Origin of the sequence: Brevundimonas sp. BAL450 (assembly GCF_015767455.1) — a bacterium.
GTDB lineage: Bacteria > Pseudomonadota > Alphaproteobacteria > Caulobacterales > Caulobacteraceae > Brevundimonas > Brevundimonas abyssalis.
The window spans coordinates 1-24194 of the sequence record NZ_JADWOW010000038.1; the positions used below are offsets into that span (position 1 = coordinate 1).

At 68.8% G+C, this 24194-nt stretch carries 20 protein-coding genes and 1 pseudogene; 9 read left to right on the forward strand and 12 right to left on the reverse strand.

The features are described 5' to 3' along the window. The 3 genes and pseudogenes from IWC96_RS03155 to IWC96_RS03165 form a co-directional block, all read left to right on the forward strand. Positions 1–542: pseudogene (locus IWC96_RS03155) on the forward strand (peptidase M56); the annotation flags it as partial. A 111-nt stretch (positions 543–653) separates the two neighbouring features. Continuing rightward, positions 654–1859, forward strand: coding sequence for a pyridoxal phosphate-dependent aminotransferase (locus IWC96_RS03160; RefSeq protein ID WP_196838328.1), 1206 nt, complete (start codon positions 654–656; stop codon positions 1857–1859). A gap of 59 nt (positions 1860–1918) precedes the next feature. Then, entirely contained in the window at positions 1919–2332 is a 414-nt protein-coding gene (locus IWC96_RS03165; RefSeq protein WP_021698682.1) for a CBS domain-containing protein, read from the forward strand. Positions 2333–2338: 6 nt separating this feature from the next. On the opposite strand, the gene IWC96_RS03170 is transcribed toward IWC96_RS03165, so the two are convergent. Beyond that, on the reverse strand, positions 2339–3337 hold the full coding sequence (locus tag IWC96_RS03170) for a DUF6607 family protein (RefSeq protein ID WP_021698681.1): 999 nt from the start codon (positions 3335–3337) through the stop codon (positions 2339–2341). 44 nt (positions 3338–3381) lie between these two features. Continuing rightward, complete coding sequence (locus IWC96_RS03175; protein ID WP_021698680.1) at positions 3382–5607, reverse strand: TonB-dependent hemoglobin/transferrin/lactoferrin family receptor; 2226 nt, start codon at positions 5605–5607, stop codon at positions 3382–3384. A 148-nt stretch (positions 5608–5755) separates the two neighbouring features. Here IWC96_RS03175 and IWC96_RS03180 point away from each other — a divergent pair, with 148 nt between their 5' ends. Together IWC96_RS03180 and IWC96_RS03185 are read left to right on the forward strand one after the other, a co-directional pair. Continuing rightward, on the forward strand, positions 5756–6325 hold the full coding sequence (locus tag IWC96_RS03180) for a hypothetical protein (RefSeq protein ID WP_045319439.1): 570 nt from the start codon (positions 5756–5758) through the stop codon (positions 6323–6325). Between the two features lie 150 nt (positions 6326–6475). Then, entirely contained in the window at positions 6476–8869 is a 2394-nt protein-coding gene (locus IWC96_RS03185; RefSeq protein ID WP_231378818.1) for a PAS domain-containing sensor histidine kinase, read from the forward strand. 137 nt (positions 8870–9006) lie between these two features. On the opposite strand, the gene IWC96_RS03190 is transcribed toward IWC96_RS03185, so the two are convergent. From IWC96_RS03190 to trmFO, 4 genes are all read right to left on the reverse strand, one after another. After that, positions 9007–9858: a hypothetical protein gene (locus tag IWC96_RS03190; protein ID WP_021698557.1), complete on the reverse strand. Its 852-nt coding sequence runs from the start codon at positions 9856–9858 to the stop codon at positions 9007–9009. A gap of 76 nt (positions 9859–9934) precedes the next feature. After that, a complete protein-coding gene (locus IWC96_RS03195) occupies positions 9935–10825 on the reverse strand; it encodes an oxygenase MpaB family protein (protein WP_021698556.1) in 891 nt (296 codons plus the stop codon). A 16-nt stretch (positions 10826–10841) separates the two neighbouring features. Then, positions 10842–11069 carry a hypothetical protein gene (locus tag IWC96_RS03200; RefSeq protein ID WP_231378820.1) on the reverse strand — a complete coding sequence of 76 codons (228 nt, stop codon included), beginning with the start codon at positions 11067–11069 and terminating at the stop codon, positions 10842–10844. Further along, positions 11051–12436 (reverse strand): methylenetetrahydrofolate--tRNA-(uracil(54)-C(5))-methyltransferase (FADH(2)-oxidizing) TrmFO, encoded by a 1386-nt coding sequence (gene trmFO / locus IWC96_RS03205; RefSeq protein WP_021698554.1) that lies wholly within the window; start codon positions 12434–12436, stop codon positions 11051–11053. The genes IWC96_RS03200 and trmFO overlap by 19 nt, the downstream gene beginning before the upstream one ends. Positions 12437–12500: 64 nt before the next feature. Between trmFO and IWC96_RS03210 the strand changes: the two genes are divergently transcribed. Together IWC96_RS03210 and IWC96_RS03215 are read left to right on the forward strand one after the other, a co-directional pair. Then, entirely contained in the window at positions 12501–13403 is a 903-nt protein-coding gene (locus IWC96_RS03210) for a hypothetical protein (protein WP_021698553.1), read from the forward strand. 123 nt (positions 13404–13526) lie between these two features. Beyond that, positions 13527–14381 (forward strand): hypothetical protein, encoded by an 855-nt coding sequence (locus IWC96_RS03215; RefSeq protein ID WP_196838330.1) that lies wholly within the window; start codon positions 13527–13529, stop codon positions 14379–14381. Positions 14382–14388: 7 nt separating this feature from the next. Here the strand turns inward: IWC96_RS03215 and uvrA are convergent, their stop codons facing one another. Continuing rightward, the gene (gene uvrA / locus IWC96_RS03220) at positions 14389–17331 is read right to left on the reverse strand and encodes an excinuclease ABC subunit UvrA (protein ID WP_021698550.1); all 2943 of its coding nucleotides are present in this window, start codon (positions 17329–17331) and stop codon (positions 14389–14391) included. A 141-nt stretch (positions 17332–17472) separates the two neighbouring features. On the opposite strand from uvrA, the gene IWC96_RS03225 reads away from it, so the two are divergent. Beyond that, a complete protein-coding gene (locus IWC96_RS03225) occupies positions 17473–17715 on the forward strand; it encodes a hypothetical protein (protein ID WP_021698549.1) in 243 nt (80 codons plus the stop codon). 114 nt (positions 17716–17829) lie between these two features. Here IWC96_RS03225 and IWC96_RS03230 read toward each other — a convergent pair whose 3' ends face one another. The 4 genes from IWC96_RS03230 to IWC96_RS03245 all read right to left on the reverse strand — a co-directional run bounded on the left by IWC96_RS03230 (position 17830) and on the right by IWC96_RS03245 (position 21957). Beyond that, positions 17830–18468 carry a protein-L-isoaspartate(D-aspartate) O-methyltransferase gene (locus IWC96_RS03230; protein WP_021698548.1) on the reverse strand — a complete coding sequence of 213 codons (639 nt, stop codon included), beginning with the start codon at positions 18466–18468 and terminating at the stop codon, positions 17830–17832. Next, a complete protein-coding gene (gene surE / locus IWC96_RS03235; RefSeq protein WP_021698547.1) occupies positions 18465–19265 on the reverse strand; it encodes a 5'/3'-nucleotidase SurE in 801 nt (266 codons plus the stop codon). The genes IWC96_RS03230 and surE overlap by 4 nt, the downstream gene beginning before the upstream one ends. A 147-nt stretch (positions 19266–19412) precedes the next feature. Then, positions 19413–20843 (reverse strand): serine--tRNA ligase, encoded by a 1431-nt coding sequence (serS, locus tag IWC96_RS03240; RefSeq protein WP_196838331.1) that lies wholly within the window; start codon positions 20841–20843, stop codon positions 19413–19415. Positions 20844–20940: 97 nt separating this feature from the next. Next, positions 20941–21957, reverse strand: a complete 1017-nt coding sequence (locus IWC96_RS03245; protein ID WP_231378823.1) for a polyprenyl synthetase family protein — start codon at positions 21955–21957, stop codon at positions 20941–20943. A 114-nt stretch (positions 21958–22071) separates the two neighbouring features. Between IWC96_RS03245 and IWC96_RS03250 the strand changes: the two genes are divergently transcribed. Beyond that, entirely contained in the window at positions 22072–22827 is a 756-nt protein-coding gene (locus IWC96_RS03250; RefSeq protein ID WP_370541076.1) for a tRNA1(Val) (adenine(37)-N6)-methyltransferase, read from the forward strand. A 189-nt stretch (positions 22828–23016) separates the two neighbouring features. Here IWC96_RS03250 and IWC96_RS03255 read toward each other — a convergent pair whose 3' ends face one another. After that, the gene (locus IWC96_RS03255; protein WP_021696925.1) at positions 23017–24108 is read right to left on the reverse strand and encodes a Glu/Leu/Phe/Val dehydrogenase; all 1092 of its coding nucleotides are present in this window, start codon (positions 24106–24108) and stop codon (positions 23017–23019) included. Positions 24109–24194: the final 86 nt, after the last annotated feature.

The following is a 24194-nucleotide window of genomic DNA, read 5'->3' on the forward strand; positions in this document are numbered from 1 at the left end:
CCTCCACATGGGCGCGCATCTCGGACGTGTCGGCGCCCCCAGTCGAGGGCGGCGTCTACTATCGGCATGGCGCCGACACGTCCGAGATGCGCGCCCATGTGGAGGCGGTCCGCGTCCACGCCGAGGAGGCCCGCCGCCACGCCGAGCAGGTCCGCGTGGAGGCGGCCGCCAACGCCCACGCCGCCGCCCGGATCCGCGTGAACGCCGAAGCCGCCCGCGCTCATGCGGAACAGGCGCGCGCCCAGGCCATGGTCCATGCCGCCCAGGCCCGCGAACAGGCGCGGGTTCAGATGGCCGAAGCCCGGGTCCACATGCGCGAAGGCGCCGAGCAGATGCGCCGGGGCGCGGAACAGATGCGTGAGGAAAGCCGCCGCCTGCGCGACCCGGCCTACCGCGCCCGCCAGATCGAGCAGAACCGCGAGCGCGGAAACACGGTGACCGACGAGGATCTCGCCGCCCTTTCGCCCCGCCTGGCGGAACAGGCCGATGAAATGGACCGTCAGGCCGACCGCCTGGCGAGTCAGGCGTCCTCGGACATCTGATCCCTCTCACGCCGTCGCGACGCCCTGTCCGCCCCGCCGGACAGGGCGTTTGCGCGTCCTTTCGCGGTTGCGTAAGAAAGCGGTCTCCCCACGCCAAACCACGGATCGCTCATGTCCAGCCTGCAGTCCTCCGCCCTCGCGCGCGTCAAGCCTTCGGCGACCCTGGCCGTGACCGCCAAGGCGCGCGAGCTCAAGCGGGCAGGCCGCGACGTGATCGGCCTCGGCGCCGGCGAGCCGGACTTCGACACCCCGGACAACATCAAGCAGGCCGCCATCGCCGCCATCCAGCGCGGCGACACCAAATACACCGACGTGGACGGCACGCCGGAGCTGAAGGCCGCCATCGTCGCCAAATTCGTCCGCGAGAACGGCCTGACCTACGAGACCAGCCAGATCCACGTGGCCCCCGGCGGCAAGGCTGTGCTCTACAACGCCCTGGTCGCCACCCTCTCGCCCGGCGACGAGGTGATCGTGCCCGCGCCCTACTGGGTCAGCTATCCGGACATGGTGCTGCTGGCGGGCGGCGAGCCGGTGGAGGTGGTCGGCCAGGCCGCCGACGGCTTCAAGCTCAAGCCCGAGGTGCTGGAGGCCGCCATCACGCCCCGCACAAAGTGGCTGATCCTGAACAGCCCCTCCAACCCCACCGGCGCCGCCTACACCCGCGCCGAGCTGGAGTCCCTGGCCGAGGTCCTGCGCCGTCATCCCCAGGTCTGGGTCATGACCGACGACATGTACGAGCATCTGGTCTACGGCGGCTTCGACTACACCACCATCGCCCAGGTGGCGCCCGACCTCTACGAGCGCACCCTGACGGTCAACGGCGTGTCGAAAGCCTACGCCATGACCGGCTGGCGCATCGGCTATGCGGGCGGGCCGAAGCCCCTGATCGACCTGATGCGCAAGGTGGCGGGCCAGACCACGTCCAACCCCTCCTCCATCAGCCAGGCCGCCGCCGTCGAGGCCCTGAACGGGCCGCAGGACTTCATGGCCGTGCGCCGCGCCGCCTTCGAAAAGCGCCGCGACCTGGTCGTGTCGATGCTGAACGCCGCCGAGGGCATCACCTGCGCCACGCCCGAGGGCGCCTTCTATGTCTATCCGTCGGCCGAAGGGGTGATGGGCAAGACCACGGAGACCGGCGTGGTCATCGACAGCGACGAGGTGTTCGCCCGCGAACTGCTGGAGGCCGAGGGCGTGGCGGTGGTCCACGGCGCGGCCTTCGGCCTGTCGCCCTTCTTCCGCATCAGCTACGCCACCTCGGAAGATGTGCTCGAGGAAGCCTGCCGTCGCATCCAGCGGTTCTGCGCCGGCCTCACCTGACCATCCGGAACCGCGCCTCTCCCGACGGGTTCATCACCCATCATTCAAGGAGAGACGTCATGAAGGTCCGCGACATCATGAGCCGCGACGTGCAGGTCGCACGCCCGGGCGACAGCATCCAGAACGTGGCCGGCCGCATGGCGGCGGGCGACTTCGGCTTCATGCCGGTGGCCGAGGGCGATCAGCTGGTGGGCACGGTGACCGACCGCGATCTGGTGGTCCGGGCCCTGGCCGGCGGCGCGGGCGTGGACACCCCGGTCAGCGAGGCCATGACCACCACGGTGGAATGGCGCCGCGACGACGAAGATCTCAAGGACGTGCTGAAATGCATGTCCGACAAGCAGATCCGCCGCCTTCCGATCCTCGACCAGGACAACCGCCTCGTGGGCGTGGTCTCCCTCGGCGACCTGTCGATCCGCGTGAAGGAGAAATACGCGGGAGAGGCCCTGGAAGACATCTCCCGCCCGAACTGACGTTCGTCAGAGCGCCGCGCCCGTCGCCTCGGCGATGGTGCGGCGCGCTTCGGCGATGGCGGCCTCGGTGGTGATTTCGCCGTCCTCGATCCGGTCGGCCAGACCCATCAGGGTCGGGCCCGTCACCGCGCCGTTGTCGGGCTCCTCCTCAACCGTGACGCCGTTGCCGGCGGCGATGGCCGCGTCCCAGAAGCCGCGCACGGCGGCCCAGTAGTCCGAGGTCGCCGCCCAGTAGGCGTCGCCGGCCGCAGGGTCGAACCCGTCCCAGCGGCGGTAGGTGTTGACCACATCCTCCTGCACATAGGCCACCAGCCCCGTGGCGGCGCCAGGAGCCTGGCCCAGCTTGACGTTGTCCTGCAGGTGCGCCCAGCCGAAGGGCGTCAGCACGTGGCGGTTGGTCCCCACATAGCGATCATAGACCGGGTCGCGCACCGCATCCCGCCGCGCCAGCGGGCGGGTGGTCTCGTCTGAGGTCCACTGCACCATGCCGTTGTCGTGGGACCAGCGCCCCACGCCGCCATAACGGGGTGAATCATCGGTCTGCCACACGGTCTGGGACCACGCCCCGCGCCGCGCCGCCGCGTCCACCGGCGTCAGCGTCCAGCGGTCGGGCCCGGCGTAGGTCAGCACCGCCTCGGGCTGATAGACCCAGTCCTGACGCCAGTGCTTGATGACGAAGGTCTGACCCTCGTGGTCCATCACCAGGATGTGCTGCAGGCTGATGCGGTCGCCGTCGTCGTAGACCACCCGGACGATCTCGTTGCCGCCCGACAGCTTGGGATCCAGCGGCTCGTAGCCGTTTTGGAACGGAACCGTTTCGCGCATGTCGAAACGGACGCGGAAGTCCCCGACCTGGGACAGGATGGCCTGACGGTCCTGCTCGAAGCGGGACTGCTCAGCCCGTGCTTGCGCCGGCTGCGCCAGAACAGGTTGGGCCATGACGGCCAGGGGAGCGGCCAGGGGAGCGGCCAGAATGGCGGCGAGGGCGATGGCGGTGGAACGCATGGCGTTGCTCCTTGGTGCGAATGATCGCGTTGAGGGGGTGGAGGTCAGTAACGAAGGGCCAGGGAGACGGAGACATTCCGCCCCGGCTGGGTGTAGGCGTCCAGCACAGTGGAGGCGGCCAACAGGCCCGCGATGTCGCTCCACCAGCCGTAGGTCTCGTCGAAGACGTTGAACACGCCCGCCCGCAGGGTGACGCTGTCGTTGACGTTCCAATACGCGGTCAGGTCCAGCAGGGTGAAGTCGTCGCCGGTGAAGCAGGTGTCGTAGCAGTTCAGCCCGTCGGTCTCGTTCGCGTCCTTCTCCGCCGACCAGGTGACGATCGCCTGCCCGCCCCAGCGGCCCGCCGGTTCGGCATAGCCCAGACCCGCCACCAGCTTGATCGGGTCGATGGTCGGCAGTGAAGCGCGCACCCCCGCCTCGGTCTGCTCGCCGTCGGCGTAGGAGAAGGCCGCGGTGGCGTTGAACCCGTTGTCCCAGGCGATGTCGCCCCGAGCCTCGAAGCCATGCACCGTCACGCTGCCAAGGTTCACGTACTGGTAGACCGCCGGGTCCGCCGGGGTGAACGACCCGCTCACCACAATCTGGCTGATGAAGTCGTCATAGTCCGAGCGGAACGCCGCCAGCGACAGGCGCGCATCGCCGCCGGCCACCTGCACGTTCCGGAAGCGGATTCCGCCCTCGACGCTGGTGGAGGTCTCCGGCCCCAGGTCCGGATTGGGGATCGAGACATAGCCGAACAGCGGGTTGGAGAAGGCGTTGTTCACCTGCATGGGCGACGGCGCCTTGAAGCCCTCGGCCACATTGGCGAACAGGCCGAAGGTCGCGGTCGGCCAGTAGACCACGCCCAGCTTGGGCGAGACATGGCTGTCGCTCTGCCCCTCCACGGGCCCGCCGGTGTAGAGCGCGTCGGCTTCCGGCGTCAGTTCGTACCAGTCATAGCGCACCGCCGGGGTGATGCTCAGACGGCCGTCCAGCAGCACCATCTCGTTCTGGATGAACAGGCCCGAGAGGCTGTAGTCGGTGATGGGGAACGGCCGGTTGGGGAAGGTCTCGCCGGCTCCGGGAACCGTGCCGCCGCGGATGGCCTCCTGGGTGCTCTCGGACCAGTCGCCGCCGAAGGTGACGCGGTGCTGCACCGCACCGCCCCGGCCGAACACGCGATAGCCCTCGGCGTTCAGGCCGTAGACGCGGGTGTCGAAGGTCACGTCCCGCGTCCGGTCCGCCGCCGGGTCGCGGTCCTCATAGGTGAACTGGCGCGTCGTGGCGTCCTGCCAGTAGACCGCCATGGAGCCGCGATCGAGGCCGAAGGCGTCGGTGAAACGATGGTCCAGGCTGACCCGGTCGCGCGCCTGCTCGTCCTCGCCCAGCACCTGCAACGTCGCGTTGGGCTGGAACGGCGGCACGGCCGGGCCCCGACTGGACAGCGCATCGCCCGACAGGTCGGAATCATAGTGGTCATACGTCAGGCGCAGACGGTGGTTCGGCGCGACCTGCCACACCAGCTTGCCCAGCACCGCATTGGAAGACAGGTCCATGGGGTTCGGCGCGGTGCGCGCGGTGGTCTCGCTGAAATCATCGCCCTGGTTTTCGGTCTCCTGCCCGTCGCGGCGGGTGTAGGCCAGCAGCCCCGACAGCGCGCCGTTCGATCCGGCGATGGAGACGCCCTCGGTCCAGCTCTCGTCCGCCGACGCATAGCCGACCCGCGCCCGCGCGGTGAACGCCTCGCCGCCCAGCATGTCCTCAGGGTCCCTGGTGGTGAAGCTGACCGCGCCCGCGATGCCGTCGGAGCCGTACAGCGCCGAAGCCGGTCCGCGCAGGATCTCCACCCGCTGCATCAGGTCCAGGTCGTTGTAGCCGCCCCGCCCCACGTTCTGCGCTCCGAACGAAAAGCCGTCCGGCATACGGATGCCGTCGGTCACGATCAGCACCCTGTCACCGCCCATGCCCCGGATGGTGAAGCCCGAATTGCCGTCCCGGCCCGCGCCCGACAGGGCGGCGGTGAAGCGCTGCGGGCTGGTGGGCACGCTGACGCCCGGTTCGAACCGCACCAGATCCTTGATGTCGGTGTAGAGGTTCGCCTCGATCTCCTCGGCGGTGATGACGCTGACGGTGACGGGGATCTCGTCGGTGCGGGTTTCGTTGCGCGTGGCGATCACGGTGACCGGCGCCACCTGGGGCGCCTCGACCGTCCCTTCCAGATCGGTTTCGGCCCAGGCGGCGCCCGCCGTCAGGCTGAGAACGGCGGAGGTGGAAAGCAGAAACGTGCGCATGAGATGGCCCCTGTTGTTCGTTGAGCGGCGCAATTACTGCGAACGATTTGCAGAAGCAATATCAATAATTATTTCCCCGTCGAAACCGGCCGCTAACCCTGGGCGCGGCATGATCGATCCGTCTGTTCACGAGCATCGAGGTCGAGCCATGGCGCGCGCGCAGTTTCAGAAGGGCCAGAAGGTCTGGGTCGAGTGCGTCGGCGCCTGGGCCTGCATCGAGAAGGTCCAGCCGGTCTGGGCCAAGGGTTTCGATGAGCCCGTGCGCGTCACCTATGACGTCGGTCTGGGGCGCGAGTTCACCGGCTCCGAACTGATGCTGCCGCAGGACGACGCCGCCGCCGCCGACATGGGCGACTGGCGCCTGCTGCGCGCGCGCAACAAGTGGCAGCTGGCCGAGGACTGCCAGCATCACCCCTTCCCCGGCACCTACCCCGTGGTGGTCACCGACCCTGCCGACTGGGGCGGCTGGCGGGTGCCCGGCGCCGAATACGATCGCGACCCCGAGAAGATCGAGGCCCAGGCCCGGCTGATCGCCGCGGCGCCCATGCTGATGAAGCTGGCCGAGGATCTGGCGGGCTCCATCGACGAGAATGTGGACGAGGCTCCGCCCGAATTGATCCGCCTGGCCCGCGCGGCGCGCGAGATGCTGAAGGCCGTCAAGACCGTGCCGACCCCGGTCGGCGACGTGGATGAACCCGTCGCGGCGACCGCCGCCTGATCTTCGCCGCGCGGCCTCGACACGAATCTGCGACGCACCCTAGGCTGTGCGTCTTCACGAATCGTGCGGGAGAGGGCGTTGAACGCCGACGAACGCCGCGGGACAGGACCGGGCCGCAGGTCATCCGACAGGGCGTCATCCGGTCTGGGCATGCCCGTCTGGGTGCGCATCGCTGTGCTTATCGCTGCGCTCGGCCTGTCGATCTACTCCCTGCTCTATGCCCGTCAGGCCGGAGACCGCCCGCGGGAGCAGGCCGCCTCCATGGCCCAGGCGCTCGAGACCCGTTCTGAACTGACCGCCGCGCGCCTGGACGCCGACTCCGCCCGCGCCATGATCGGCCTGACCGCTGCGGTCCGCGCCCTGGTCGCCTCGCCGTCGCGCCCGCTTGACGCCGTGGAGCAGGCCCGCGCCGACGCGCCGGGTCCAGCCTACGCCGTCGTCTCCGAGGGGGGCGACATCCTCGCGGCGGCCGGCGCCGAAGCCGGCGCCTTCCGGTCGACGGAGGCCTCGGAAGGCCACGCCCTGTCCCGAGCCCGGGACGGCGAGGCCCTGCTGCTGCGGCTTCAGGCATCCGGCGGCCGCACCGTGATCGCTCGCCTCCCCGCGCCTGATCTCGCGGCCCCCGCCGCCCTGGCCAGGCAGGGTCTGGCCGTCAGCATCGTCAACGCCGACGGCCTCATCATCGCTTCGGCCGCGTCCGCCCTGCGCGACCAGCCCGCCTCGGCCCTGGGGCTGACCCCCGAAACCCTGGCCGAGCACGCGGAGGGCGGCGGCGTCCACACCCGGGGCGAGTTGCGCCTGACCGCCGTGGACACGCAAACCGCCCCGGCCACCATCGTCGCCGCCGCCCCGGCGGCAGGCGGGGGCCTGATGACCCTGTTCGGCGACGCCTGGATCCTGATCGGCCCGCTGGGTCTGGGTCTGGGGCTGAGCGCCCTTGTGCTGTTCCAGGAACGCCGGGCGCGCCGCGCCGCCCGCGTCTGGGCCGACACCGAACGACGCTTCCACACCGCCGTCGAGGCCGCGCGCTGCGGCGTCTGGGAATGGAACCTGGACCGGGACGAGGTGGTGGTGTCCGACGTCATGGCGGGCATGCTCGGCTTCGGCCGGGGCGGCGTCATCGCCGCCGATCAGATCATCGAGCGCATAAATCCCCGGCACCGTGAGGCGGTGGAGCACGCCCTGCGCCAGGCCCAGGCCTACGGCCAGGTGGAGATCGCCTTCCGCGTGGACGCCCCGGACCAGCCGCCCCTGTGGATGGAGCTGCGCGGCCAGGCCCCGCGCCAGCGCGGCCCGGACGGCTATGACCATCTCATGGGCGTGGCCCTGGACATCACCGAGTCCCGACGCGCCAAGGCCCAGGCCCAGGCCGCCGAGAACCGCCTGCGCGACGCCATCGAAAGCGTGTCGGACGCCTTCGTCCTGTTCGACCGCTACGGCCGGCTGATCCTGTGGAACCAGGCTTTCCAGGACGCCTTCGGATTCCAGCCCGGCCACCTCAAGCGGGGCGCCCAGAAGGAAGAGCTGAACCGCATCGCCGCCCTGGCCATCCGCAAGGACCAGCCCTCGGCCACCGGCCGCCCCGGCATGCGCGAGATCGAGCTGGCCGACGGCCGCTGGCTGCAGATGTCCGAGCGCTTCACGGGCGACGGCGGGGCCGTGGTCACGGCCGCCGACATCACCGTCATCAAGCGTCAGGAGGTGGAGCGCAAACAGGCCGCCGACGCTCTGCAGCTGACCGTGAGCAAGCTGGAGAAGAGCCAGGAGGAACTGTCCCAGCTGGCGCGGAAGTACGAGGAGGCCATGGTGCGCGCCGAGGCGGCCAATCAGGCCAAGAGCGAGTTCCTGGCCAATATGAGCCACGAACTGCGCACCCCGCTGAACGCCATCAACGGCTTCTCCGAGATCATGGCCGGCGAGATGTTCGGCCCCCTCGGCGACGAACGCTACAAGGGCTACGCCGTCGACATCCTGAACTCGGGCCAGCACCTGCTGGCCCTGATCAACGACATCCTCGACATGGCCAAGATCGAGGCGGGCAAGATGACCCTGCACTACGAGGCCGTGGACCTGTCCGAAATCTGTCAGGACGCCATCCGCCTGATGCGCGGACGGGCGCAGGAATGCGGCCTGAAGCTGAACATGGACGCACCCGACCTGCCCGAGATCGAGGCCGACTACCGCGCCCTGAAACAGGTTCTGCTGAACCTGATTTCAAACGCCGTGAAGTTCACCCCCGAAGGCGGCTCGATCACCGTCCGGCTCAGCCCGGCGGAGGGCGGCGTGCAGATCGCGGTCACCGACACCGGCATCGGCATCGCGCCCGAGGACCTGGCCCGCCTGGCCCAGCCGTTCGAGCAGGTCGAGGGCCAGCACTCCAAGACCACCCAGGGCACCGGCCTGGGTCTGGCCCTGACCAAGTCCCTGATCGAGATGCATCACGGCGAGATGAAGCTGGAAAGCGAACCGGGCAAAGGCACCACCGTCAGCTTCACCGTGCCCGCGCGGCGTCCCGTCGAACAGGACGAAGCCCGGGCGGCTTGAGGCTGCGGGTTTGCTCTTTCCGCCCCCGCGTTTCGCCCACCCCTATAATGGGCGCCGGTCAGCAGCGGTCAGGAGGCGATTTCGGACTATTCGGACAATTCAGACCCTGTTTTTTTCGGGCGACAGAGTCTGAAATCTCACTCCGCCGCCGGCAGGCGCGCCACATGGGGCTCGCCGCTGACCAGCCACACGAGGATGGTCGGCTGCCCCTCGGCCACCACCTCAACCCCGCGCTGGACAAAGGGATAGGCGGCCTCGCAAGGCTGAACATCCGCGCCTTGGTCCATCGCGCAGGCGGTCAGATAACGGTCGCGCTCCAGCCGCCGGATGCCGCGCTGCACCAGAGGCCCGGTCGGCGGCTGCTCGGCCGTGATCACAGTGATGGGCCGGGTGGGGTCCCTGGCCAGGATGAACTCCACATCGTGGCGCATGCTGTGCGGCCGCATGTGGATGCGGATGATGTCGGCCTGGCCGTCATAGTCCACGTCCCACTGCAGCTCGTCCGTCAGCGCGGCGAGGCCATCCCCCGTGGCCGCGTCCGCCGTCGCCTCGGCCAGGGTCGCAACCACCGGCTTGTCGTAGAGATAGGGCGAGCCCATGCACACCGCGTCCCACACCATGTGCTCGGCCGAATGCGGAACAGGCCGGGTGTCCTCGTTGGGCTGCGCCTCGCCCAGCAGTCGGCCCTGGGCATCGTAGGCGCGCACCGTCTGCGTCACCCCGCCGCCCGCGCAGTCGAAGGCGCTGTCGATGACCGTCCAGGCCTGCCCGCCCACCACCGCCCCGTGGTTGACCCAGACATGGCGGGCCATGCGGGTCTCCCAGCTGCGCGGCGTTCCTTGCGGCAGCATATCCGCCTGCCGCAGGAACAGGGACACCCCGTCCGGCCGCTCCGCCGTCGGATTGAAGTCGATCAGCTGCCGCCACGGACCGTCACCCGCCTCCGGCGCGGGCGACAGAAGAGCGAGGGCGGCGAACAGACCGATCATGAGACAACCCCGAGAACCGATGATTGCCCACCTTATGAGGCCGGCCGCGGCCTGCAAAGCGTCGCGCGCGTCGCGGTCAGGAACCGGTAGGTCGCTCGAACGTGGTGACGCCGCGCCCGTGAGTGCGCCGGTTGGGAGAGCCGTCGAAGGCCCAGCGGATGAAGCGGGCGGTGGTCAGGGCGCCGGCGCGCACCACCGGGCGCGGCAAGGGCGGGCGCTGCCCGTGCATCGTCTGGGCCCAGGGCGGCAGCAGGTCGAAGCCGGCCTGCATGATGACTCCGGCGGCGGCGTCCACGGCGGGTGCGCCGATGCGCTGACGCATCACCATGTCGGCCACTTCGCGGGTCCGGGCGTCGGCGCGCAGGACGGGCCGGAAGGACTCGATCACGGCCTCGGCCTCGGCGCGTGTCCGGGGCAGGGGACTGGCGCCCAGCGCCTGACCAACGCGGGCCATCTCGTCGAAATAGGCGTCCTGTTCAGCGCGCGGCATGGCCGGTTCGGCATAGCGGATCCAGGCGTCCAGAAAGCTGATGGTCTCGGTCACATGCACCCAGGCCAGCAGCGCCGGGTCCGACACGCGATAGGCCGTCCCGTCCGGCAGCGCGCCGCCCAGTTTCGCATGGATGCGATTGACCTTGTCGATGGCGGCCTGCCCCGCCTCGGCGTGGTCATAGGTCGTGACGGCGATGAACTTGGCCGTGCGGCGCAGGCGGCCGTGCATGTCGGCGCGGAAGTCGGAGTGATCCCACACCCCCGCCAGAACCGCGGGATGCAGCATCTGCAGCAGCAGGCCGGAGACCCCGCCGATCATCATGGTGACCACGTCGCCGTTCACGCGCCAGGCCACGGAGTCCGGCGGAAACAGCGCGTCGGCCCGCCGCAGCACCGGCCGCTCGCCCTTGTCGGCGTCGTTGAAGACGTCCGAGATCCGGCGCCGGATGGCGGCACGGATGGGGTCGAGGATCATGATCTGTCCCGGACGTTCACGCCCGCCCCGCAGGCGGTTGAAGGGCGAGGATCTTGCGGTCGAGGCGGGTCACCTCCGCCTCCAGTCGCGCCTTCTCGGAGGCCATGTCGACCGGTGCGCCGTCGTCGTATGTGATCTGCGCGCCCTTCGTGATCAGGTCGAGGCGGTGGATCAGAGTGACGCGGCGCTCGATCAGGCGCGCGAGGTCGCTTTCAGGCGCTGCCATCAGGCCGCGTCCCGCCAAGCCTTCAGCGCCTCCAGCGCCCGCACGCTCATCAGGCGCTTCTTGGCCCGGCCGCGATCCTTGGGCGGAATTTTCCTCCCCTCGGCGTCCACGCGCGGCGCCTCCAGCGGCGGCAGCAGGCCATAGTTGATGTTCATGGGCTGGAACTTCGACCCTTCCAGATGCCCGCCGGTGATGTGCTCCACCAGCGCGCCCATGGCGGTCTCCGGCGGCGGTGGGGCGAGGTCGCGGCCCAGCGCCTGGGCGGCGGCGAGGCGGCCGGTCAACAGGCCCATGGCGGCGGATTCCACATAGCCTTCCACCCCCGTCACCTGTCCGGCGAAACGCAGGCGTGGCATGGCCTTCAGGCGCAACTGTCGGTCCAGCAGCTTGGGCGAGTTCAGGAAGGTGTTGCGGTGCAGCCCGCCCAGCCGCGCGAACTGGGCGTTCTGCAGGCCGGGGATCATGCGGAAGATCTCTGTCTGGGCGCCGTATTTCAGCTTGGTCTGGAAGCCCACCATGTTGAACAGGGTGCCCAAGGCGTTGTCCTGCCTCAGCTGGACGATGGCGTGGGCCTTGACCATGGGGTCGCGCGGATTGGTCAGGCCGACCGGCTTCATGGGGCCGTGGCGCAGGGTCTCGCGCCCCCGCTCGGCCATCACCTCGATGGGCAGGCAGCCGTCGAAATAGGGGACGTTCTCCCACTCCTTGAACTCGGTCTTGGGGCCGTCGATCAGGGCGTCGATGAAGGCGTCGTACTGGGCCTTGTCCATGGGGCAGTTCACATAGGCCGCCGCGTCGCCGCCCGGCCCCGCCTTGTCGTAGCGCGACTGGCGCCAGGCGATGTCGAAGTCGATGCTCTCCGCATGGACGATGGGCGCGATGGCGTCGAAGAAGCTGAGGCTCTCCTCGCCCGTGGTCTTCAGGATTGCATCGGCCAGGGCCGGTGAGGTCAGCGGCCCTGTGGCGACGATGACGTTGTCCCAGTCCTCGGGCGGCAGGCCGGCGATCTCCTCACGCACGAGGGTGATCAGCGGATGGGCTTCGAGCTTCGCGGTCACGGCCTGCGAAAAGCCCTCGCGGTCCACGGCCAAGGCCCCGCCGGCCGGCACCTGATTGGCGTCGCCGCAGGCCATGATGACCGAGTCCAGCGCCCGCATCTCGGCGTGCAGCAGGCCCACGGCGTTGTATTCCCAGTCGTCCGACCGGAACGAGTTGGAACAGACCAGCTCGGCCAGGCCGTCCGTGTGGTGCGCGTCCGTGGTCACGCCCGGACGCCGCATTTCATGCAGGATCACGGGTACGCCCGCATTGGCGATCTGCCAGGCCGCTTCCGAACCGGCCAGACCGCCGCCGATGATGTGTACTGGGGAAAGGGAGGTGCTCATGGCGGGGGTTCTAGCCTTCCCACGCTTTAGGCTCTAGCGTTGTGACGGGGAAACGGGGGGCATCATGAAGACCTTTTCGATGGGCGAGGCCCTGGGGTCCGGCTTTGAGATGATCGCGAAGCGGCCGTTGGCTGTTCTGCTGTGGGGCGTGCTGCTCTATCTGCCGGGCATCGCCGGCATGGCGGCGATCTGGCCGTTCATGGGGGCGGCCTGGGCTGATCCCGCTGGACCGGCGGACCTCAGCGACGGCGAAGCCATCAACGCCATGCTTCAGATGCAGGGCTGGTCGGCCGTGTCCAACGGCCTCAGCCTTCTGGTCCAGGCCGTGATCGGCGTGGCTGTGATCCGGCTGGTATTGTGGCCGCGCACCAGCGGCTGGGCCGGCCTGCGGCTGGGCAAGGCGGAGTTCTGCTACATCGTCGTGCAGATCGTCCTCTGGCTGGCCCTGATGGTGCTTGCGGTTCTGGCGGCCCTTCTGGTCGTGCCGATCGGCCTCGCCTTCCGGAGTATCGATCCGACGTTCCAGGTCCTCATCTGGACGGCGCTGGGCGTCGTCGGCTTCGGATTGTTCTTGTGGGCCTGGGGCCGGACGGGCCTGATTTCCGTGGCCAGCGTCGATCACAAGACCCTGGCTTTCGAGCAAGGCTGGCGCATGGCGCGCGGCCAATCGGCCAAGCTGGCGGCCATGGGCCTGCTCAGCGCGATCCTGTGCGTCGTCGTGTTCCTGCCGGTGGTGGCGCTGGCCGCCCTGTCTGTCGGGCTGGCGGGCATCGACTGGGCCGCGTTCGCAGACGCCGACACCTGGACCATGACTTGGGAGCCCCGCCTGATGATCGGTTTCGGCCTCGCTTTGCTGTTCATTTTCGCCGGCACAGGCGCGGCCACGGCGGTGGCGTACGCCCCCTGGGCCAGCGCCTATCGCCAGTTGCGGGCGTCGGCGGATGAGGCCCATCCGGAATCGTCATGACGCCGTCAGGTCTTTCAGGTTACGCTTCAGGTTCAACTACGACTTCACGGGAGGGCTACGACCATGGCGTTTTCAGCCAGCGAATGTGCATTTGAAGGGTTCCGGCTTGCGCGCCGAACGCCCATGACCATCCTGATCTGGGCCTTGGCCTATATCGTTTTCACGGCCGTCTGCTTCGCCCTTGTCGGAGGGTCGTTCGTGGCCCTCATGGCGGCGGCGACCGATTTGCAGGGCGCGACCGACCCCTCCATGGATCAGTTGCAGCCGCTGATGGCGGCCTATGCGGGCATGGCCTGGATTCTGCCTCTGACCATCGTATTCGGCGCGGTGATCTACACTGCGGCCATGAGAGCGGTGTTGAGGCCTGAACAGAAAAGCTTCGGCTACATGCGTCTCGGCATGGACGAGGTTCGGGTGTTCGTCGTCTATCTGGTGCTGTCCATCCTGGCGGTGGTCGCGGCCATGGTGATCTTCGGGATCGCGGGCGTGATCGCGGGCCTGGCGGGCTCCGCCGCCGGTGACGCGGGGGGCGCGATCGCGGTTGTGTTCATGATCGCCGCCACGGTTCTGTTCGTCTGGTTGCTGGTGCGGTTCAGCCTGGCGCTGCCGATCACCGTGGACCAGCAGAAGTTCGCCATCTTCGATTCCTGGGGCGTGACGAAGGGTCGGGCGCTCGGGCTGTTCGGCATGACGGTGATCGTCATCGTCATGGCGATCGTGGTGTCGATCCTGACGTCCATCGTCATCCTGCCGCTGACGCTGCTGGCGGGCGGAATGGCCGACCTCTCGGCGCTGGAAGGCGCCGATGTGGGCGAAATCTTCAGCGCCATGGGCCCGGCCCTCGTGATCTATCTGATCTACAACGGGATCGTTTCGGCGCTGATGCTGGCCATCTTCTATGCCCCCTACGCCGCCGCCTACCGCGACATTCGCGGCGGCGCGGAGCCGGTGGTCGTCGAGCCGACGCCGTCGCTGTAAAGCCGGATCAGGCCCGCGCCTTGGCGCGGGCCTTTTTCGGGGCGGGGGCGGCGGCTTCGACCGCCGCCTTGACCCGCGCAAGCCGCCGCGTTTCGTGGCGGTCCAGCATCTCCTTCAGATAGCGGCCGGTCCAGCTCTTCGGATCGGCCGCGACCTGTTCGGGGGTGCCCCTGGCCACGATCTCGCCGCCGCCGTCGCCGCCCTCCGGGCCGAAGTCCAGCAGCCAGTCGGCCACCTTGATCACATCCAGATTATGCTCGATCACCACGATGGTGTTGCCGTGCTCCACCAGCTCCTGCAGCACCTCCAGCAGCTTGCGGGTGTCTTCGAAGTGCAGGCCGGTGGTCGGCTCATCCAAAATGTACAGGGTCTTGCCGGTGGCCCGCTTCGACAGCTCCTTGGACAGCTTGACCCGCTGGGCCTCGCCGCCTGACAGGGTCGTGGCCGGCTGGCCCACCTTGACGTAACCGAGGCCGACACGCTCCAGCGTCTGCATCCGGTCGCGGATGGGCGGCACGGCCTTGAAGAAGGTCGCCGCCTCCTCGACCGTCATGTCCAGCACGTCCGAGATGGACTTGCCCTTGAACACGATCTCCAGGGTCTCGCGGTTGTAGCGCTTCCCTTTGCACACATCGCAGGTGACGTAGACGTCCGGCAGGAAGTGCATCTCGATCTTGATGAGGCCGTCGCCCTGGCACGCCTCGCAGCGCCCGCCCTTGACGTTGAAGCTGAACCGGCCAGGGCCGTAGCCGCGGGCCTTGGACTCCGGCAGGCCCGCGTACCAGTCGCGGATCGGCCCGAAGGCGCCGGTGTAGGTGGCCGGGTTCGAGCGCGGCGTGCGTCCGATGGGGCTCTGGTCGATGTCGATGACCTTGTCGAAATGCTCCAGCCCCTCGATGCGGTCGAAGTGGGCAGGCGCGTCCGAGGCGTTGTGCAGCCGCCGGGCCGCGGCCTTGTACAGGGTCTCGATTGTGAAGGTGGACTTGCCGCCGCCGGACACCCCGGTGATGCAGGTGAACACACCCACCGGGATCTCGCCGGTCACGTTCTTCAGATTGTTGCCGGTGGCGCCGGTGATCTTCAGCATCTTCTTGCGGTTGATCGGGCGGCGGCCCTCCGGCGGCAACTCGATCTCGCGCTCGCCGGTCAGGTATTTGGCGGTCAGGCTCCGGCCGTTGGCCATGACCTCAGCCGGGGTGCCCTCGGCGCAGACCTCGCCCCCGTGCACCCCCGCCGCCGGGCCCATGTCGATGACATGGTCGGCGGTCATGATGGCCTCTTCGTCGTGCTCGACCACCAGCACCGAATTGCCCAGGTCCCGCAGGCCGCGCAGGCTTTCCAGCAGCCGCGTATTGTCCCGCTGGTGCAGGCCGATGGACGGCTCGTCCAGCACATACAGCACCCCGGTCAGGCCGGAGCCGATTTGCGACGCCAGACGGATGCGCTGGCTCTCGCCGCCCGACAGGGTGGCCGACGCGCGCGACAGGTTCAGATAGTCCAGCCCCACATTGTTCAGGAAGCCGAGGCGGTCGTTGATCTCTTTCAGGATCCGCCGGGCGATCTCCAGCTGCTTCTCGGTGAGGCTGTCGTCCAGGGTGGTGAACCACAGGTGCGCCTTGGAGATGGACAGGGCCGAGATGTCGGCGATGTCCTCGCCGCCCACCTTCACCGCCAGGGCCTCGGGCTTCAGGCGCTTGCCGCCGCAAGCCTCGCAGGGTGTTTCGGACTGATAGCGGCCCAGCTCCTCGCGCACCCAGGCCGAGTCCGTCTCGCGCCAGCGCCGTTCAAGGTTCGGGACCACGCCCTCGAACGCCTTGGCCACCTCGTACTTCCGGGCGTTGTCGTCATAGGTGAACTTCACCTTCTCCTTCGTGCCTTGCAGGATCACATCCTGGGCCTGCTGAGGCAGGTCGCGCCAGGCCACATCCATCGAGAAGCCGAAGTGCCGCGAAAGCGACTGCAGGGTCTGGGTGTACAGCGGCGACGGGCCGCGCGCCCAAGGGGCCACCGCGCCCTTGTGCAGGGTCTTGTCCCTGTCCGGCACCACCAGATCCGCGTCGAACGCCAGCTTGACGCCCAGCCCGTCACAGGCCGGGCAGGCGCCGAACGGGTTGTTGAACGAGAACAGCCGCGGCTCGATCTCGCTGATGGTGAAGCCCGACACCGGACAGGCGAAACGTTCCGAGAAGATGATCCGGCGCGGCTGCTCCTCGCCCTCCTTCACATCCGCCCATTCCGCCGTGGCCAGGCCGTCGGCCAGATTCAGCGCGGTCTGGATGCTGTCGGCGTAACGGCTTTCCAGTCCGTTCTTGGTGACCAGCCGGTCCACCACGATGTCGATGTCGTGCTTGAACTTCTTGTCCAGCGTGGGGGCGTCCTCGATGGCGTGGAAGACGCCGTCGATCTTGACCCGCTGGTAGCCCTGGCGCTGCCACTCGGCCAGCTCCTTGCGGTACTCGCCCTTGCGGCCGCGCACCACGGGGGCCAGCAGATACAGCCGCTCGCCCTCGGGCAGGGCGGTCAGCTTGTCCACCATCTGGCTGACGGTCTGGCTCTCGATGGGCAGGCCGGTGGCGGGCGAATAGGGCACGCCCACCCGCGCCCACAGCAGGCGCATGTAGTCGTGGATCTCCGTCACCGTGCCGACGGTGGAGCGCGGATTCTTGGAGGTGGTCTTCTGTTCGATGGAGATGGCCGGGCTCAGGCCCTCGATCAGGTCCACGTCCGGCTTGCCCATCAGCTCCAGGAACTGGCGCGCATAGGCCGACAGACTCTCCACATAGCGCCGCTGACCCTCCGCATAGATGGTGTCGAACGCCAGCGACGACTTGCCGGACCCGGACAGGCCGGTCAGCACCACCAGCTGGCCACGCGGAATGTCCACGTCCACGCCCTTGAGATTGTGCTCGCGGGCACCGCGAACGCGGATGAAATCGTGCTTGTCGGTCATGCGAGGGAAAAGCCGTCAGATGCGGGGAAGGTTCAGCCGAAACAGATACGCGACCGCCCTATATGGGGATCAATCCGCGTGATTCAGCAAGAACATTGTGGGAACATTGCGGCGTTTCACACCGTGAGGTATCGTTCGCCCATGGCCGATGGTTTCGACATCCACCTGAACGAAGATCAGGCCCGGCGCCTCAAGGCGGCGGCCGAAGCATCCGGCGTCGACCCGAAGACCTATCTCCTTCAGGCGCTGGAACAGGCGATGAATGACGGCGAGGAGGCTCGCCGTTGGGCCGAATACCAGCGCACGGGTGAGACAATCCCGCTAGAAGACGCCTTGGCTGTCTTTGATGCGCAGCTCAAGCATAACCTCGCGCAGAGCGGGTGACCTACGAGGTCGTCGTTCTGCCCAAAGCCCAAGGGGACCTGGTCCGCCTCGCCGCCTTTCTCGCCGTTCACTCGCCGCCATCTTCCACACACGCGAGGATCGGTAGGCGCGCCCCTACCCTTCCTTCGCCACGCCCTCCACCAGCGGCACGAACCGCACCTCCAGCAGGCTTTCGCGGCTGAAGGCGCCGTCCTCGTCGGCGGTGTAGCGGTTCAGCATCTGCACCGAGCCACGCCCCACCGGCGCCACCAGCACCCCGCCGGGCTTCAGCTGGCGCAGCAGATCCTTGGGCTCATGGGGCGAGGCGGCGGTGACCATGATGCGGTCGAACGGCGCCTGTTCGGGCCAGCCCTCGCCGCCGTCGCCGTGCCGGGTGAAGACATTGTCCGTCCCCAGCGCCTTGAGGCGGGCCTCCGCCTCCTTCAGCAGGCTCTTGTAGCGCTCCACCGAATAGACGAACCGCGCCAGGCGGCTCAGCACCGCGCACTGGTAGCCGCTGCCCGTGCCGATCTCCAGCACCCGGTGGCGCGGCCCGACCTGCAGCGCCTGGGTCATCAGACCCACCACATAGGGCTGGCTGATGGTCTGGGCGCAGTCGATGGGCAGGGCCTGATCCTCCCACGCCTGATCGAGGAATTTCTCGTGCACGAACACCGCGCGGTCCACCGACTCCATGGCCGCCAGCACGCGGGGGTCGGTCACCCCCTGCTGGCGCAGGCTCAGGATCAGCCGTCCGGCGCGGTCATCTCTCATTCCGCCGCCTTCGCCACCTGCTTCGGCGGCGCGCCGCCCAGAACGCCCTTCAGATCATGCAGGCTTTCCCGGTGGGTCAGGTCGATGTGCAGGGGCGTGACCGAGATGCGGCCCTCGTCCATGGCGCGCAGGTCGGTGCCGTCGGCGTGCTCCTGTTTGGCGCCCCGGAAGCTCATCCAGTAGTAGTCGCGCCCGCGCAGATCGGTGCGGCGCACCGCATGCATCTCGCCGATGTCGCGGAAGCCCTGGCGAGTCACCTCAACCTGCTTGACCAGCTCGGGCGGCAGGGCGGGGAAGTTCAGGTTCATCACCACCCCGTCGCGCCAGGTCTGGTCCAGCAGGCGGTTGATGATGGCCGGGGCGAAGGCCTCTGCGGTCTCCCAGTGGGCCGTCACCTCGTCGTGGAAGCGTTCAAGGCTCTGGCTCAGGGCGATGGAGCGGATGCCGAAGGCCATGCCCTGCAGCGCCCCGGCCACCGTCCCGGAGTAGGAGCAGTCCTCGCCCACATTGTGCCCGCGGTTGACGCCGGACAGCACCAGATCGGGCCGATGATCCGCCATCAGGTCGTTGACCGCCAGCACCACGCAGTCGGTGGGCGTTCCGGTCACGGCGAAGCGACGGTCGTTGACCCGGTTGACCCGCAGCGGCTCGGTCAGGGTGATCCCCCGCCCCTTGCCCGACTGCTCCACGGCGGGCGCCACGGTCCAGACGTCGTCGGACAGTTCGCGCGCGATGCGTTCAAGACACTCCAGCCCCTCGGCCTCGATGCCGTCGTCGTTGGTGAGGAGGATGCGCATCAAATCTCCCCCCGCCGGGGGGAGACAGGCGTGCGAAGCGCGCCAGAGGGGGGCAAGTCAGTGACGACCCGGGACAGGCCGCGCTCGCCGCCGGCCCCCTCCACCGCTTCGCAGTCCCCCTCCCCCGACGGGGGAGGATTTTGACGCTCAGCCCACATGCGTCATCCCTCCCATGTACGGCTGCAACACCTCCGGCACGGCGATGCGCCCGCTCTCGTCCTGATAATTCTCCATCACCGCCACCAGCGTCCGGCCCACCGCGAGGCCGGAGCCGTTCAGAGTGTGGACAAACTCGGTCTTCTTCTCCCCGGCCCGCTTGAAGCGGGCGTCCATGCGCCGGGCCTGGAAGTCGCCGCAGTTGGAGCAGGAGCTGATCTCCCGGAACGTGCCCTGGCTGGGCAGCCAGACCTCCAGATCGAACGTCTTCATGGCCGAAAAGCCCATGTCGCCCTTGCACAGCAGCACGCGGCGATAGGGCAGGCCCAGCGCCTCCAGCACCGCCTCCGCGCAGCCGGTCATGCGCTCGTGCTCGGCGTCGGAGTCCTCGGGGCGGGTGATGGAGACCATCTCCACCTTGGAGAACTGGTGCTGGCGGATCAGCCCGCGCGTATCCCGCCCCGCCGACCCCGCCTCGGCCCGGAAGCACGGCGTCAGGGCGGTGAGGCGCATGGGCGTGGCGAGGTCGTCTTCAGCCAGGATCTGTTCGCGGACCAGATTGGTCAGGGAGACTTCGGCGGTGGGGATGAGGAAGTGGCGGCGCGCCACAAGGCGGGCTTCTGAGGCCGGCACGTGTCTCAAGGACAAGGAACCATCTTCGGCCTGATAAACATCAACCCCTTCGCCACGCTCGTAGTAGACGCCAGAGCCAGCTGCGGCACCGATCTCATGTGGAATATGGGTCGAAGTTGCAAAGAACAGGTCATCACCAAACTTCGGCAACTGCCCCGTGCCGAACATGGCCTCATCGCGCACCAGATAGGGCGGGATCACTTCCTGATACCCGTGCTTGTCCGTCTGCATGTCCAGCATGAACTGGCCGATGGCGCGCTCCAGCCGGGCCAGACCGCCCTTGATCACCGCGAAGCGGGCGCCGGACATCTTCGCCGCCGCCTCGAAGTCCAGCAGGCCCATGGCCTCGCCCAGATCGGCGTGATCCTTGGCCGGTCCGGTCCGGCGCGGCTCACCCCACGTCTTCTGTTCGACGTTGCCCGCCTCGTCCTCGCCGTCGGGCACACCCTCCGCCGCCAGGTTCTTCAGGCCCGCCAGCAGGTCGCGCAGTTCGGCGCCGACTTTCGTCTCGCGATCGCCCGCGCCCGCGATGACGCCCTTGAAGGTCTCCACCTCGGCCTTCAGGCGCTCGGCCTCGTCCTTGTCGCCCTTGCCCATGGCCGCGCCGATGGCCTTGGACGCGGCGTTGCGCCCCGCCAGCGCCTCCTGCCCCTCGGTCTGGGCGGCGCGCAGGTCGCGGTCCAGATCGAGGATCTTCGCCACCACGCCGGACGCGTCGTCCACCCCCCGCGCCGTCCAGCCCGCCACATAGGCGTCGGGGTTCTCACGGATGGCTCGAATGTCGTGCATGGCGCTCAGTCAGGCAGGGAACGGGAGGAAGCCGCATCCCTAGCGCCGGGGAGGGATTCCTTCAAATCCTTCCCTCTCCCTCACGGGAACGAAGGGGTCAGGCCGCGCGGCTGACCGCGAAATCCGCCAGAGCCGCCAACGCTTGCCGCCATTCTCCCTCGGGCAGCACATTCAGCGCAGCCTTGGCCCGGTCGGCCCAGTCGCCGGCCTCCTCAAGGGTGGCGGTCAGGGCGCCGGTGGAGACGATCAGCTCGCGGGCGCGGCGGAAGTCGTCCTCGCCCTGCTCCCGGCGGTCGATGGTGCGGGTCCAGAAGGGGGCCTCGGCCTCGCCGGTGCGCTCCATGGCGATCAGCAGGGGCAGGGTCACCTTGGCCTCGCGGAAGTCGTCGCCCGCGTTCTTGCCCAGGGTCTCCGAGGCGCCGCCGTAGTCCAGCGCGTCGTCGGCCAGCTGGAACGCCACGCCCAGGGCCATGCCGTAGTCGCGCAGGGCCGTCACCTGGGCGTCGCCCGCCCCCGCCCCCAGCGCGCCGGACTCGGCGGCGGCGGCGAACAGTTCAGCAGTCTTGGCATGGATGATCTTGAGATAGGTGTCGCGGTCCAGGGTGATGTCGTGGGCGCGGGTGAGCTGCAGCACTTCGCCCTCGGCGATGACCCCGGCGGCGCGCGCCAGCACGCCCAGGGCGCGCATGTTGTCGGTCTCCACCATCAGCTCGAAGGCGCGGGCGAAAAGGAAGTCGCCCACCAGCACGCTGGAGGCCGCGCCCCAGATCAGGTGCGCCGCCACCTTGCCCCGGCGCAGCTCGGAGCCGTCCACCACGTCGTCATGCAGCAGGGTGGCCGTATGGATGAACTCCACCGCCGCGGCCAGGCTGACCGCCGCCTCCACCGGTCCGCCCGTGGCCCGCGCGGCGGCCACGGTCAGCAGGGGGCGCAGGCGCTTTCCGCCCGCCGCCACCAGATGCTCGGCCAGCAGGGGGATGACCGGCACGTCGGACTGCATGCGTTCGATGATCAGGGCGTCCACGCGCCCCATGTCCGCCTCCGCCAGACGGACCAGCGGCGCCACGTCGCCTTTGGGGCGCGCCGGAACAGACAGGGCGGAGGATGCGTCCAAGGCGAAGGCTCTTTCCATACGCGCCGGGCGGCCCGGCCTTACAATTACGCCGTGCGTCTTGCCCGCAGACGATGCGGCGCACAATGGTGAGGGGGCCATCAGGGGTCAAGAAGCGTGAACGCCACACCCGAACAGATCGACGTGACCGAAAACGCCCTGCTGAACGGGCGCGTGCGCCTGCGCCAGCCCGCGCGCGGTTATCGCGCCGGTATGGACGCCGCCCTGCTGGCCGCCGCCTGCCCCGCCCTGCCCGGCGAGCGGGTGATGGAGGCGGGCTGCGGCGCGGGCGCGGTGCTGATGCAGATCGCCGCCCGGCGTCCGGGCGTAGCGCTGGCTGGGCTGGAGCGCGACGCCGACATGGCCGGGTTGGCGCAGGACAACGCCGGGCTGAACAGCTGGGCCGACAGGATCACGGTGCATCAGGGCGAGGTGGCGGCGGGGTTCCGGGCGCTGGGGCTCGAGCCCTTCGACTGGGCCGTGAGCAATCCGCCCTTCTTCGACGACCCCGGCGCCCTGCGCGCCCCCGCCCCCGGCAAGCGCGGCGCCTGGATGGCCGACGACGGTCTGGCGGCCTGGACCAGCTTCCTGCTCAAGGCCGTGAAGGAAGGCGGGCGCATCGTCATGATCCACCGCGCCGACCGACTGGCGGACCTGCTGGCCCTGCTGGGCGACAAGGCGGGCTCGGTCGCGGTGCGCCCGGTGCACCCCCACGCCGACGAACCGGCCAAGCGGGTGCTGGTCCACGCCATCAAGACCGGCCGCGCGCCCCTGCGCCTGCTGCCGCCCCTGATCCTGCACGACCGCGACGGCGGCAAACACTCGGCCGAGGCCGAAGCGATCCTGCGGGGGGAGGCGGAGATCGGGTGGTGAGGCACCCTCCCTCTCCCGGTGGGAGAGGGCTGCGCGCAGCGGAATGCGAAGCAGGCCGCTTCTTCGCGCGCAGGGTGAGGGTCGGGTGGTTCATTGCTGACACATCCGCCCCTCATCCCCCGCGCCAGAACCTCCGCTACGCTCCGGTGCGCGGGTTCCCCCTTCTCCCAACGGGAGAAGGGCAGGTCGTTACGCCGCCTTGCGCTGCGCTTCTTTTTCGTCCCGCGCCGCATTGATGCGCGCTTCCGCGATGGCGTCGGCGATCTCGTGGGTCGGGCGCTTTTCGGCGTCGGAGCGCTCCAGCACCTCCTCCAACGTCTGCATCAGCCGGTCCACCTTGCCCTCGACCCATTGCGGATCATACGAGCCGCCGGTTTCGCGGGCGCGCATTTCGGAGGCCACATTGATGATGCCGCCGCCGTTCACCACGTAGTCCGGCGCATACAATACACCGCGGCGGAACAGCTCCAGGCCGATCTCCGGCGTGGCCAGCTGGTTGTTGGCCGCGCCCACCACCGCCCGGGCCGTGATGCGGTCCAGGGTCTTCTCGTTCAGGGTCGCGCCCAGGGCGCACGGCGCATAGATGTCGGCCTGGACGTCATAGATGGCGTCCGGGGCCACGATCTCGGCGCCCGTGCGGGCCGCGACCTCTTCCAGCGCCTGGGTGTTGACGTCGGTGATGATCAGCTTCGCGCCGGCCTTCGCCAGCTTGTCGGCCAGATAGCCGCCCACATGGCCCACGCCCTGCAGGGCCACGGTCAGGCCGGTCAGGTCGTCCTGCTTCCACAGGCGGCGCGCGGCCACCAGGGTGGAGCGATAGACGCCCTCGGCGGTGACGGGGCTGGGGTCGCCCGAGCCCTCCTTGCCGCCGGACAGACCGACCACATAGGGGGTCTCCTTGCGGGCCTCGGCGATGTCCTCCACCGACACGCCCACGTCCTCGGCCGAATAATAGGTCCCGCCCAGGGTGTTCAGCGCGCGACCGAAGGCGCGGAACAGCTCCGGCGTCTTCTGTGTGCGGCTGTCGCCCATGATGACCGACTTGCCGCCGCCCATGTCCAGATCGGCCACGGCGTTCTTGTAGCTCATGCCGCGCGACAGACGCAGAACGTCCTCCAGAGCCTCGGCCGAGGAGCCGTAGTTCCACATGCGGCAGCCGCCCACCGCGGGGCCCCGCGCGGTGGAGTGCACCGCGACAATGGCCTTGAGGCCGGTTTTCTCGTCAAAGAAGGCGTGCACGCCTTCGTGTTGTGCGAAAGACGGCGAATCGAAAAGCGTCATGCCCTGAACTGAGCCTTCCCTGAGCAGATTTTTGTGCGCGCCAGATACGCCGCCTGCTCTTGCCGGGCAAGCATGACGGTTTCGAG